Annotated in this window: 8 protein-coding genes, 2 tRNA genes and 2 pseudogenes; 5 read left to right on the forward strand and 7 right to left on the reverse strand. The window is 39.3% G+C overall.

The genetic code is table 11. The features are described 5' to 3' along the window. Positions 1 to 48 precede the first annotated feature (48 nt). The 6 genes and pseudogenes from NYP67_RS03175 to NYP67_RS03200 all read right to left on the reverse strand — a co-directional run bounded on the left by NYP67_RS03175 (position 49) and on the right by NYP67_RS03200 (position 5,933). Positions 49 to 135: transfer RNA gene (locus tag NYP67_RS03175), tRNA-Leu, on the reverse strand. Positions 136 to 201: 66 nt separating this feature from the next. Further along, positions 202 to 2,145, reverse strand: a complete 1,944-nt coding sequence (locus NYP67_RS03180; RefSeq protein WP_473411167.1) for an FAD-binding protein — start codon at positions 2,143 to 2,145, stop codon at positions 202 to 204. Between the two features lie 97 nt (positions 2,146 to 2,242). Further along, complete coding sequence (locus tag NYP67_RS03185) at positions 2,243 to 3,787, reverse strand: DNA-processing protein DprA (RefSeq protein WP_473411168.1); 1,545 nt, start codon at positions 3,785 to 3,787, stop codon at positions 2,243 to 2,245. Further along, a pseudogene (locus tag NYP67_RS03190) lies at positions 3,784 to 4,761 on the reverse strand (YifB family Mg chelatase-like AAA ATPase); the annotation flags it as partial. The gene NYP67_RS03185 and the pseudogene NYP67_RS03190, both read right to left, overlap by 4 nt. A gap of 113 nt (positions 4,762 to 4,874) precedes the next feature. Beyond that, positions 4,875 to 5,469, reverse strand: a pseudogene (locus tag NYP67_RS03195) (magnesium chelatase domain-containing protein); the annotation flags it as partial. Then, positions 5,469 to 5,933 carry a YraN family protein gene (locus tag NYP67_RS03200; protein ID WP_473411220.1) on the reverse strand — a complete coding sequence of 155 codons (465 nt, stop codon included), beginning with the start codon at positions 5,931 to 5,933 and terminating at the stop codon, positions 5,469 to 5,471. The gene NYP67_RS03200 and the pseudogene NYP67_RS03195, both read right to left, overlap by 1 nt. 242 nt (positions 5,934 to 6,175) lie before the next feature. Between NYP67_RS03200 and glgX the strand changes: the two genes are divergently transcribed. Continuing rightward, positions 6,176 to 8,299 (forward strand): glycogen debranching protein GlgX, encoded by a 2,124-nt coding sequence (glgX, locus tag NYP67_RS03205; RefSeq protein WP_016786800.1) that lies wholly within the window; start codon positions 6,176 to 6,178, stop codon positions 8,297 to 8,299. A gap of 151 nt (positions 8,300 to 8,450) precedes the next feature. Here the strand turns inward: glgX and NYP67_RS03210 are convergent, their stop codons facing one another. Further along, entirely contained in the window at positions 8,451 to 9,503 is a 1,053-nt protein-coding gene (locus NYP67_RS03210) for a hypothetical protein (protein WP_020758097.1), read from the reverse strand. Positions 9,504 to 9,638: 135 nt separating this feature from the next. Here NYP67_RS03210 and NYP67_RS03215 point away from each other — a divergent pair. From NYP67_RS03215 to NYP67_RS03230, 4 genes are all read left to right on the forward strand, one after another. Beyond that, positions 9,639 to 9,712 (forward strand) — tRNA-Pro (locus NYP67_RS03215). Between the two features lie 259 nt (positions 9,713 to 9,971). Further along, positions 9,972 to 10,574: an ECF transporter S component gene (locus tag NYP67_RS03220; RefSeq protein WP_020758098.1), complete on the forward strand. Its 603-nt coding sequence runs from the start codon at positions 9,972 to 9,974 to the stop codon at positions 10,572 to 10,574. Between the two features lie 192 nt (positions 10,575 to 10,766). Beyond that, positions 10,767 to 12,335 carry an ABC transporter ATP-binding protein gene (locus NYP67_RS03225; RefSeq protein WP_473411169.1) on the forward strand — a complete coding sequence of 523 codons (1,569 nt, stop codon included), beginning with the start codon at positions 10,767 to 10,769 and terminating at the stop codon, positions 12,333 to 12,335. A gap of 24 nt (positions 12,336 to 12,359) precedes the next feature. Then, on the forward strand, positions 12,360 to 13,253 hold the full coding sequence (locus tag NYP67_RS03230) for an energy-coupling factor transporter transmembrane component T family protein (protein ID WP_473411170.1): 894 nt from the start codon (positions 12,360 to 12,362) through the stop codon (positions 13,251 to 13,253). The last annotated feature ends 1 nt before the right edge of the window (position 13,254 follow it).

Below are 13,254 nucleotides of genomic sequence, written 5' to 3' on the forward strand. Positions count from 1 at the left end.
ATACGAAACAAAAAAGTCTTGCTGATTTCTCAACAAGACTTTATTTTGTGTCCGGAGCGGGACTTGAACCCGCACGCCTGTACAAATAGGCACTAGCACCTCAAGCTAGCGCGTCTACCATTCCGCCACCCGGACGGGTGTTTTAGACAACAGATAGAACTATAACATTTTTTTCAACTCTTTGCTTCGGCGTGTTGCAAATTAATTGATTTTTGTAATAATTTCTTTAATTTCGCTAGCATTTTGAGCGTTAATTGGACGATTTGGGTCAAAATCCACTACTGTAACTGGAATATTTTGCACTTTTCCGCTTAAATCCACTATAGAATGTTGCGGATTTTGGCTGTTGTTATGCTGTGGATAATCCAATCTTGTAAAAGATCCTCTAGATTCATGCCTTGCTAACGATGCTTGCAAAACTGCTTTTGCAAATGTAATCAAGTTTTTCAATTCCAAAATAGCTGTTAGCTCTTGATTAAAAACAAGATTTTTAGAATGCAAAATAAGCATATTGGCTTTTGGAATAATAAGCGTATCTATTTTTTGCAAAGCTTCTTTAATGCTCTTTTCGCTGCATCTTACTGCAATAGCTGTTTCCATAATCTCTTCTAGCGCATCTAAAAGCATGTATGGATTTTGCTCATCTTTTGAATCGTTCTCGCTTTGCATAAGTGATAGTATTTTTTGGATTCGCTTTTTAGCTAATTCGTCTATTTTTTGGATTTTGTTTTGCAAATTATTTTGATTTTGAGTTTCTTCTTGATTTTGCAAGTCTTTTGCAATAGATTTTCCTGCGATTTTTCCAAATAAGCAAGCGTCAAGAAGCGAGTTTCCGCCAAGGCGATTAGCGCCATGTACTCCTGAGCAAGCGCATTCTCCAGCAGCGTATAATCCCTTTATGCTTTGTTTTTTCCCTCTATCTAACTTATAGACTTGACTGTTAAGAGTGATTGGTATTCCGCCCATTGTGTAGTGTGCAGTAGGCTTAATAGGTACAAGATCTTTTGAAGGATCTAAATGCGCATATTTTTCAATCGTCTCAACAACTTGCGGAAGAGCCTCTAGCATATGCTGTTTTTCTATATGAGTCATGTCTAGCCAAACGCAATCTTTTTTATCAACGTTGCTAGTTGTGTCTTCCACTCCTCGCGCTGCATCGACTTCTGCTATAATCGCCCTGCTTACAACGTCTCTTGGAGCTAAATCCGCGTGCGTATTGTCGTAGTTCTTCATAAATGCTTCGTTTTTGCAATTCCTAAGCACTCCGCCTTCTCCTCGCGCGGCTTCCGAAAGCAATATTCCAGTGTGCGCTAATCCAGTTGGGTGGAATTGTATAAACTCTATGTCTTCTAATTGCAATCCAGCATTTAGCACTAAAGCCATTCCGTCTCCAGTTAAATCCCAGGAGTTAGAAGTTGTTGCAAATAGTCTGCCAGCGCCTCCAGTTGCAATAAGAACATTATTTGCGCTTATTTTTTCTACGTTTCCTGTTTTTTCGTTTAGCGCTATAACTCCTTCTACGCTGTTTGTTTCGCTATTTATTGCAATATCTGTAACGTAAATTTCTTCGCTAATTTCAATGTTTTCTTCTAAGCATTTTTGCCACAAGCTGTATAGAATTTGGTGACCGATTCTATCTGCAGCGTACGCAGCTCGCCTAACTGGCTGTTTCCCAAAGTCAGCAGTGTGACCTCCAAAGAATCTTTGATTAATGTGACCGTCTTTTGTTCTAGAAAAAGCAACTCCAAAGTGCTCAAGTTCAATAACTGTATCTCTAGCTTCTTTTGCCAGCATTTTTGCTGCGTCTTGATCGCTTAGCCAGTCGCCTCCGTGAACAGTGTCGTAATAGTGCCATTGCCAGCAATCTTTTTCTACGTTTCCTAATGATGCTGCAATTCCGCCTTCGGCAGAGCCTGTATGAGATCTTAATGCTTGAAGCTTGCAAATCACTAGTATTTTAGGCTGTTTTCCGTGCATTTTTAGCGTTTGGTACTCTTTAGACTTTACTAAGCCTAATGCGGCTGAAAGTCCTGCAGCTCCAGCTCCAATAATTAAAACGTTGTAAAACGAGTTATTTATTTTTATTTGCTCGCTTTTTTCTTGACTTTTTACGTTTGATTCGCTTTGCTCAAAGTTTGATTGCATAACACTTATTTTCTCATATTTTTCGTATTTTATTTAAGACTTTAGGACATTTTATTTAAGACTTAAGGCCTAGGATTTTTTATTTAAGACTTTAGACTTAAGTCTTTTTTCGATTTATGCTAAAAACGCCATTTTGACTTTTGATTAATCCATCTAGCTCAAGAATCGCAAGCTCTCCTGATATTTGTGATATTGAAAAATCGCTATTTGTTTCTGATTTTGCAATAGCTTCATGAATATTGTCTATATTTGCACATACTTTGTTGTGCTTGCATTTGTGAATCGCTTTTAATATAAGCTTTTGTAAATCATTGCAAGTGTCTGGAATACTTTCGTTATTACTTAGTGAATGTGGCAAATAATGATGTGAATTAGGGTAGATGTCTTCTATATCTCTGTGTGAGCATATCATCATAGCTTTTCCGTCATGAATAAGCATGTTGCATCCAGCATTATTTGGCAAAGTTACATCTCCAGGAACTGCATACAATTCTCGGTTTAGTTCCAATGCCCAATTTGCTGTGTTTAACGCTCCCGACCTTAATCTAGCTTGAGAAACTATGACTTTGCTGGCAAGTGCTGCAATAAGGCGGTTTCTTAGCAAGAATCTGCGTGCTTCTGGAATAGTTTCGGGGCAAAGCTCGCTTATGCATGCTCCTCCGCTTGCAAGTATTGCGTTAAAAAGTTGAGCATTGCTGCTTGGGCCCATATTGTTTAGTCCTCCAGCAAAAACGACTATTGTTTTACCTACAGGACTTGCGTTTATTGCGTGGCAATCCAATGCGTCTAATGTTCCCCAATGTGCTGCAGCGTCAATTCCGTAAGCTCCGCCAGAAACAATTGTGTGCCCTTTTTTAGCGCACGATTTTGCGAAAGTAAAGCTAAGTTCGTACCCGTAGTCATTGCATCCTCTAGATCCAACGATTGCAAGTGGTTGTTTGCATTGAATAAGAGCGTTTGGGTCTCCAATTCCCCATAAGCAAAGTGGGGGAGCGACCTTGCATTTTGTTGCTAAATCTTGTAATTGTTTAGGCCAATACTTGCTTTTTGGAGATATAATCCATTGCGATCCGCTTGAGCTAAACCATTTTTTGAGTTTGTTTGCATCCCAAAAAGGTAGATCTTGCATTCTTAAACACCATTTTTTAACAGATTTATGCAATACAGCAAAATTATTTACTTCATTTTTATTGTTTGCACTTTTACCGCCCCAAATTTTAAGACCTTCCAAAAAGCATTTTTCTAAAACTTTGATTTGTGGGTGATTTTTTACAATGTTTGTAAGAACATTGTCTAAATCGTTTGTACTTGAATCAGTATTGCATTCTTGCTGCTTATTTTCGCTAGAATCTTTTTGATAGCAATTTGTTGGAAAATCAAGCTCTAATTGTTTATTGCTTATTTTGCTTGCGTTTTTAGTGATTGATTCGCAAATAGAATATAGTGCATCTACAATGCTTGTAGCATTAACAGTTCCTATAGTAAGCGTGTACATTATTGCGTCTGCTCCATCTGTGCAAAACGTTAGTATTGCTCGCGCTAAAGTATCGTCATTTATTGCATAAATATCACTTGTTTGCGTGTTTGTTATATTTGCTGCATTGGTTATATTTACAACATTTGCGTTATTTGTGCTAATCATATTCTTGTCCTTAAGCTAATTGCTTGAGCCATGTCGGTTAAATCTGGGCAAGTGTGACCACAAAGATCTGCTAAAGTCCAAGCAAGTCTAAGTGCTCTATCTGCGCCGCGTAAACTCAACTTGTGGTTTTCAAGAGACTTATTTATAAGCTCAATCGCTTTTTGAGATGTGTATTTTCTAAGCCATGTTCCAGAAGCTTGAGCGTTGCAACTCCAACCAAGTTTCTTAAAACGATCTTGTGCAACAAGTCTTGCGTTTTTTACGTTTTCACGCATCATTGCGCTAGTCAAAATTTTTTCCGACATTTGACTTGCGCCGTTTTCTAACATGGCTTTTCTGGTTATGATTTTTTCTACTGGTGGCACATCCATTTGAATATCAATCCTGTCTAAAATTGGTCCAGAAAGTCTAGAAAAATAGCGTATGCGTTCTTTCTCTTTGCAAGTGCATCGCTCTCCGTTTCCGTACGCATATCCGCATGGGCACGGGTTTGCTGCTATAATGAGCTGGAATTTAGCAGGATACAGCGTTGTTCCTTTAGATCTAGAAACAGCAATATGGCCAGATTCCAATGGTTCTCTAAGTGTTTGCAAAACTCGTGGCGAAAATTCTGGAGCTTCGTCCATAAATAAAACTCCACAATGCGCGCGAGTTATGATTCCAGGCTTGGCTAAACCTGCGCCGCCTCCTATAAGAGATGCTGCGGAAGAAGTGTGATGAGGCGCTTCAAAAGGCGGAACGTCCGTTATTCCGTAGTAGGGAAGTGTTCCGCAAAGCGACCTAATAGATGCCACTTCTAGCTGCTCTCGCTCGTTAAGAGGGCACATTATGCTTGGCATTCTAGAAGCTAGCATTGTTTTTCCAGACCCAGGAGGACCTATCATCATAACATGGTGTCCTCCAGCTGCCGCCACTTGCAAAGCCCACTTTGTGTGCTCTTGACCTAATACTTCCGACATATCTCCAATCTCGTTTAATGGCCTATCGTTATGTACAGGCTCAACGTTATCTGCCATATTTTTGCTCGAGTATTTAATGCCGTTACTATTAGAATTGTGCAAATCGCCAGCTTTTTCTCTTTCTTCTACTCTAATGTGGTCGTACGTTTTAATCGCATTTAACGCGCGTTCTCTGTTCTTTTTGGCAATCGGCCTAGCTTCGTCTTCTAATTTTCCATTTAGCTCGTCTACTAAATCTAAAATATGCTTAATCCCAATTGCTTCAATCCCATTTACTAGCTTTGCTTCTTCAAGATTTCCGTATGGAATAATCATTTTTGTAATATTTTTTTGCTTAGCGTATAGTGCGATTGGCAGCATTCCTTGAATTGGCAAAACGGATCCGTCTAAATTAAGCTCGCCTAAAATAATAGTGTTTTCTAGCTCGCTAAGTGGAATAATTCCTCTAGCGCTTAGTATGCTTGCTGCGATTGCAAGGTCGTAAGATGCTCCACTTTTTGGCATAGAAGCAGGAGAAAGATTTACTGTTAGCCTTGTGTCTGGCCATTCGCATCGCAAAGACATATATGCCGATTTAACTCGTTCTCTTGCTTCGCTTAAAGAAGTATCGGGAAGGCCAATAATTGAGAATCCAGGCAGGCCGCTAGATATAAATGCTTGCAATTGTATTGTAAATGCCTTTAATCCAAGCAGTCCTACAGATAATGCGTTTCCAATGATCATTAGAATGCTCCTAAAATGTGTTGTATTTGAATGTTTTTGTTTTTGGAAATAAGTATTGATACAACGTCGAATCGTATTCTTCTATGCTTAAACATTTTGTGATTTTCTAGCCAATTGAATGCAGCTTTATGCGTTTTTATACGTTTTTCTTCTGTTACTGCTTCTAGAGGAGTGCCAAAACGTATGCTTCGTCGTGTTTTTACTTCAATAAATACGATTATTCCTTCTGTGTTCATCATTACAACATCAAGCTCTCCAAAACGACTATGCCAATTTCTATCTAGCAAAATCCAATTTTTAAGCATTAGTTTTAGTGATGTGTATTCTTCGCCAAGGCTACCTATTGTTTTATTTGGTATTGAAAAGTCGCATAGTTGTTCTTCGACTTTTGCTACACGGCTTAGCAGTTCTTCTTGTTGTATATTTTCTTGTTGTATATCTTCTTGCGATATATCTAATATCATGTCTTCTTCGTTTATCATGATGCAATTTCATCAAGCTCAAAATCTTTTTTCTAGCTTTTTAGAGCAATGTGGTTAAAGGCTATACTTCGGCGTGTTGCCTTTAATCTAGGGAAAAATCATACTGTTTAATAAAGTATTTTTTTATTTTCTAAAAAAGCTTGCATTATGTAAAAGTTTAATCTTTTTTAAGAATCGCCTTATGTATTGATGAAAACTATATAAATATATGCAATACTTGAATTATGCAAATTAGACCAGGTTCTATGTATCCGCTTGGAGCTACCTACGATGGCGCGGGCGTAAACTTCGCATTGTTTTCCGAAGTAGCAAAGCATGTTGAGTTGTGCTTGTTTGACGAGCAAGACAACGAAACGCGCATCGATATGACTGAGCAGAATTCTTACGTTTGGCATACCTACATATCTGGAATACAGCCAGGCCAAAGATACGGCTATAGAGTTCACGGTCCGTATGATCCAAATCATGGATTGTGGTGTAATCCAAACAAGCTGCTTTTGGATCCATATGCTAAGGCGATTGAGGGAAATATTGACGGCGACGAGAGCCTGTTTTCTTATTGGTTTGCAAATCCAGATGATTTAGCAGCAATGAACACTTTGGATTCTGCAGATCACACTATGAAAGCTGCTGTTATAAACCCATATTTTGATTGGGGAAACGACCAGCACCCAATGATCCCGTATCACGATAGCGTGATTTACGAAGCTCATGTTAGAGGAATGACGAATCTAAATCGTAATGTTCCTCCAGAAATTCGCGGAACGTATGCTGGATTAGCTCATCCAAGCGTAATATCTTACTTAAAAAAGCTTGGAATTACTGCCATTGAGCTTATGCCTATTCATCAATTTGTAAACGATTCTTTCTTGCAGAATAAAGGCTTAAGCAACTATTGGGGATATAACACGATTGGCTTCTTTGCTCCTCAAAACTCGTATTCAAGCTCTGGTCAGCGTGGCGAGCAAGTAAACGAGTTTAAGGCAATGGTTAAGGCATATCATGCCGCAGGAATGGAAGTTATTCTAGACGTTGTTTACAATCACACTGCAGAAGGAAACGATAGGGGACCAACATTAAGCTTTAGAGGAATCGACAATCGCGCTTACTATCGCTTGGTAGACAACGATCAGCGTCATTATTTTGACACTACTGGCACAGGAAACTCGCTTCTTATGCGATCTCCTAAAGCCTTGCGATTAATCACAGATAGCTTGCGATATTGGGTTACGGAAATGCATGTAGACGGATTCCGATTCGACTTGGCTGCAACGCTTGCTCGTCAATTCCAAGAAGTAGATAAGCTTTCTGCATTCTTCGACATTATTGAGCAAGACCCTATTATCTCTAGCGTAAAACTTATTGCAGAGCCTTGGGATATTGGCGTTGGTGGATACCAAGTTGGTGGATTCCCTCCAAGCTGGTCCGAGTGGAATGGTCGCTACCGCGATTGCGTACGCGATTTTTGGCGCTCGCAGCCTTCGACTTTGCCTGAGTTTGCAAGTCGACTTATGGGAAGCTCCGATTTATATGAGCAAAATGGTCGTAAGCCTGTAGCTTCTGTAAACTTTATTACTGCTCACGATGGCTTTACTATGAACGATTTGGTGAGCTATAACGAAAAGCATAATGAAGCAAATAAGGAAGGCAATAACGACGGCGCTAACGACAATCGTTCGTGGAATTGCGGAGTAGAAGGCCCTACAAATATTCACGATGTTAACGAACTTCGTCAGCGCCAAATGCGAAATCTTTTCTCCACTTTGCTAATGAGCCAGGGCATTCCTATGATTTGCGCTGGAGACGAGATTATGCGTACTCAAAATGGAAACAACAACGCATATTGCCAAGATAATGCTATTTCTTGGATTAATTGGGATTTTGATTCCACTCAAAAAGATATGTTTGACTTTGTTTCTAAGCTTATTCATTTAAGACTAGATCACCCTGTTTTGCATAGGCGTAGATTCTTTATTGGTCGTATGCCTTCGGATGATGCTTCAGAGATTCCGCAAGTAGAGTGGTTTGATCACACGGGTTCCGTAATGGATATGGAAGCTTGGAGTAATACTCATGCGCTTTCGGTGATGATTTATTTGAATGGTTCAGATATTCCAGAAACCGATTGGTACGGAAGTAGAATGGTCGATAATGACTTTATTCTTATTTTCAACGCGCATTACGAGCCTATAACTTTCACTTTGCCAGATAAGCGTTATGGCGAAAAGTGGACTCTTGTTGTAGACACTCATAATCCAAAAGGTCCGCAATTGCATTACGAATCTGGTTTTAATATTGTTGCTCAATCAAGAAGTTTCCTTCTTCTTATGAGTGAGAAGCAAGAATAATATTAAGAATAATATAAGCAAATTAATTAATTGTGACCTATGATTTTGCTGATTTTAGCTGGTTGTAGGTCACATTTTTAATATCTTGATTTAATATCTTGATTTAATGCATTATTTAATACATTATTTAATACATTATTTAAGATTTGACTTAAGACCTTAAACGGTCGCTTTGCATAGCTGCGACTTGCCTTGAAAACACTATTATCCACCCTAAAAATAGTAAACAAGATAAAGCTTCTACATTTGTTAAAGTGTTATTACCGTGAACCCATTGATTTCCAACCCAAGCAGTAAGAATAACAGCTAAATCCGAAGCAACGTAGAATGTTTTAGAAAGCCTAGGTGCAAGCCATGGAAGGCATATAAGCATTGTGCAAATAAGACCAGTAACGCCTCTAGCGCATAAATCGTGTATAACTGGGTGAGGAGTATAGCGGAACGTTCCAATCCCAATAAACGCTATTCCTCCAAGAATTAGCAAAGCTGCCATAATGGTTGTTCGAGTCTTAAAATGCTTTGTAGTGTTAGTGCCCTTATTTTGCAAGATTTCGTGCTGTGTTGCAACAAACTCGGTTATAGCAAAGTAGCTTGTAATAATAATGCATATTCCAGCTAGAATTAGCGTTGCATTAAACATGCTTGCTGCAAACGTTGTTCTGTCTCCTAGTTGAGAGAAGTTATTGTTGTACCAATACGGGTCGTCGGAAGTTAATCCAGCAGTTGCAGCTCCAGAAATCACAAATAGTGGAAGAAGCGAAGCAACGGTTTTTGCTTCTAAAAGTTCTGCTTGTACAAGAGTTGCGTATCCAACAATTCCGCTTAATGCGCAACAAAGAACAGGAAGATAAGTGTTTACGGCACTTCTTCCAATAATGCTATTGATTATAGAAAGAAGAGCAAAAGACATAAGTAGCATTGTTGCGCCATAAATCGTAGAAAGCGCGATTATTTCAAAAGCGTGTTTTGCGATTTGCAACCAATTCTTTTTAAGTATTCCTTTGTGTGTTCTTAAATATCCGACTACAAAAGTGCACATGCTGCAAGCGGCAACCACTCCAGACGCCATTGTAAACAAGCGTTGTGTAACTTGCCATATTGCTGGCATTGTGTTTATGTATATAGACATTACAATCATGCCAAATAATGCGCACGCTAGAAAAGCGATTAATCCAGCTGCTTCTGCACGTTGAAAACGCCCCATATGAACCTCTAAAATCCGTTTCCTATTTTTCAATGCTTGTTCTATTCTATCGCGCGTGTTGCAAATTTGCGTTTGTCTGCAATGTGCGCTATTGTATTTGATTGTGCTTGGAGCTGGTAATCAGCTAGAAAGCATCGGGGTGTAGCGCAGTTTGGTAGCGCGCCTGCTTTGGGAGCAGGATGTCGCAGGTTCGAATCCTGTCACCCCGACTTTTTTATATCTGCTTGTTTTTTTGAACATCTACTATACAAAAAAGCACTCTATGTGTATTCTTGTGTAGGTAAGTTTTTGATGTATTATTTGCATTACATTCTTACACTGTGATTATAAATATTTGACTCGGGAGCCGTTTCTGGCTGAGAGGAAGCGAAAGCTTCGACCGATTGAACGTGTGCTAAGTAATGTTAGCAACGGATGTCGCTCTTTTCCCGTGCCCAAATCTTTCAATATTGAAGAAAGGCACTTATTATGACTAATGTTTCAATGGAACATTCTAATCGCTGGCGTATTCTTGATATCGTCATAGCTGCTATTATCGCTGTTGCATCTGGCGTATTATTCTGGGCTTGGGATATTGTGTGCGCAGCTCCTACTAATCTTTTTGCAAGCTTATTGCCTGGTGCTGAAGGTTTATCTAATGGTTTTTGGCTTTTTGCTGGACCTTTAGCTGCAATAATCGTGCGTAAGCCTGGCGCTGCATTGTTTGCCGAAACGCTTGCTGCTTTTGTGGAACTTATGTTAGGAAATCAGTGGGGTGTTGGCGGATCGTTAATCGTCGGTATTATTCAAGGCGTTGGTGCTGAACTCGCATTCATTTTCTTTATGTACAAAACATGGAATTTGCTTTCCACTGCAATATCTGGATCGTTAGCAGGCGTAGCTTGCTTTATCTACAATTGGGTTAGCGGCGGTCAAGGCTGGAATGCTCAATATATTATTGCAAATCTCATTACTTCTATTATTTCTGGCCTTATTGTTGCAGGTATTGTTGTGTGGCTTGTTCAAAAGGCATTAGCTGCAACTGGTGTGCTTGATCGTTTTGAATCGGGCCGTCCTCAAGCATTAGTGTGAGTTATATCTAAATACTAATTGCAACTTGTAAACTATCGTGTTTAATGCTCAAAATGCAAAAACACGGTAGTTTACTCGTATGATGCTTATATTTTGTACTTGTTTTATATTTTTTGAAATTGTGTTATGCAATTTTTATATTTTTAGATTTTTATATTTTTAAATTTTGCTATGCAATGAAAGTTTGTTTGTATGCGATTTGTTGATAAAAACGAGTGGACTCCAGCGAGCGTAGTTGCTAAAGACTGGGGTTGGAGACACGCTACGCGCAAAGATTTTGTGTTAAGGAATGTAAATATTGATATTAAGCCTGGTGAGCATGTGTTGCTTTTAGGTGCTTCTGGCGCTGGGAAAAGCACGTTTATGGCTGGTTTAGCAGGTGTTTTAGGTGATGAAACAGAAGGCATGGAAGAAGGTAGCCTTCTAATCGGTGGTGTTCATGCTAGAGACGCTCGCGGAAAAGTTGGACTTGTTATGCAAGATCCAGATTCTCAAATCATTCTTGAAAGAGTAGGCGACGACGTAGCTTTTGGAAGTGAGAATCTTGGAGTTAATAGCGAAGAGACTTGGAACCGCGTAAAGCTTTCGCTAAAAGCTGTTGGTTTAGACAATATTACTCAAGGAAGTCAGGGTCTTAGACGCTCAACACAATCTTTATCGGGAGGCCAAAGGCAACGTCTTGCTTTAGCAGGAGTGCTTGCAATGCATCCTGGATTGCTGCTTTTAGATGAGCCTACAGCTAATCTAGATCCTAAAGGTGTTCAGCAAGTTCATGATGCTGTGGCGAATATTCTTAAAAAAACAGGTTCTACAATGATTGTAGTTGAACATCATATTGATGTGTGGCTGGATTTGATTGATAGAGTTATTGTTATTGGAAAAAACGAAAATAATAATGATGCAAATGTAGGATGCGTTATTGCAGACGGTAAGCCTGAGGATGTTTTTGAAAAATATGGCGATATGCTCGCAAAAGGTGGTGCTTGGGTTCCAGGAAGAACAGTTGAATCTTTTGCACCTAAACGTTGCGATAGCGAAATCAATAGCGAAATCAATAGCGAAATCAAAGATGCGGAAGAATCTGTTGCGCTCTATACTAATGATTGCTCTTTTGGAAGAACTCTGCCACTAGCAGAACATGTTAATGTAGCTTTTCGTTTTGGCGAAGTAACGGCTTTAATGGGGCCTAATGGTGCTGGTAAAACCACGCTAGCGTTAACGCTTGCAGGATTATTAAAACCAATTGCTGGCAGTGTGTGCATGATGGAAAAGTATGTTCCAAAACGACGTAAAAATAATCTTTTTACTTGGAAAAGTCAAGAATTGCTAGGGCGAGTTGGCATGGTGTTTCAGGAGCCAGAACATCAATTTATAACATCTTCTGTAAGAGACGAAGTTGCTGTAGGCCCTAAAAAGCAAGGAAAAAGCGAAAAGGAAGCTTACGATATTGCCGATAGCATGCTTGAACGTATGGATTTGAAGCGTTTTGCTCTTGCTAATCCTTATACATTATCTGGAGGAGAAAAACGTAGACTTTCTGTAGCTACGCTTTTAGCTGCCGCTCCGCGTGTTGTTATTATGGATGAGCCTACTTTTGGGCAAGATTTTAGAACTTGGACAGCAATGGTAAAACTTATTGCGCAAATACGCGATAGTGGCTCAGCGGTGATCGTTGTTACTCACGATGATGAGCTTGTAAAGTCTTTAGATGCCAGAGTAATAAGAGTTGAGTCACGAAAAAATCGCAGTGTCCGCTCATAACTATAGTGAAGGGAATGAGTAGAAGTGAATAAAACTAGTAGTGCAGAAGAATCGTCTAGTATTCAAGTTAAAGATTTTGAAAGTTTACTAAAAGTTTCTCATATTGATGTAACAGCGTCTTCTAAACGTTTAGAAAGTGAACGACTAGTTTCGCCTTCTTGGTTTATTCGTAAGCTTAATCCAATAAGTCGTTTTATTGGAGCGTTATTACTCTGCTTGCCTATGTTTGTTACATTAGATATTGTTTCTGCTTCTATTGCATTTGGTTTAGATATACTGTTATTTGCAATTGCTGGAGTAACTCCTTGGTATGTTTTACGCCATACTTGGCCAGTTTGGATTGCTGCTTCGGGTAGCTTTATATCGGTGCTCTTATATGGCCAAAGTTCTGGAGATGATATATTTAAGTTTGGCTGGATGCATATAAGTCAAGGATCATTATATTTGGCAATTTGTACCTTTGTTCGTGTTCCATCTGTAGCAGTTCCAGGCGTTATATTAGCTATTGGATTAGATCCAACTGATTTAGCAGACGGCTTAGTGCAGATTTTGCATTTTTCTCCACGATTTGTGTACGGAGCATTAGCTGGATTGAGAATGTTTAGCCTATTGCAAAATGATTGGCGTGCTTTTGGTTTAGCTCGCAGGTCTCGTGGTATATTGGATGGTAAGGCTTTGCAGCGCATGCTTTCGCAATCTTTTGGCTTGCTTGTGTTATCTATTCGCAGAGGCACTAAACTTGCTACAGCTATGGAAGCTAGGGCTTTTGGAAGTAGTATTAAACGCGTTCCAGCACGAAAATCGAAGTTAACAGCATACGATTGGATATTTTATGCAATTTGCATTGCTGTTCCTACTGTTGCTTTATATGCGTCAATACAAACAGGATATTGGCATAATGCGTTTATTCATATGTAAA

The sequence above is a fragment of the Gardnerella sp. c23Ub_4 genome (assembly GCF_055804115.1).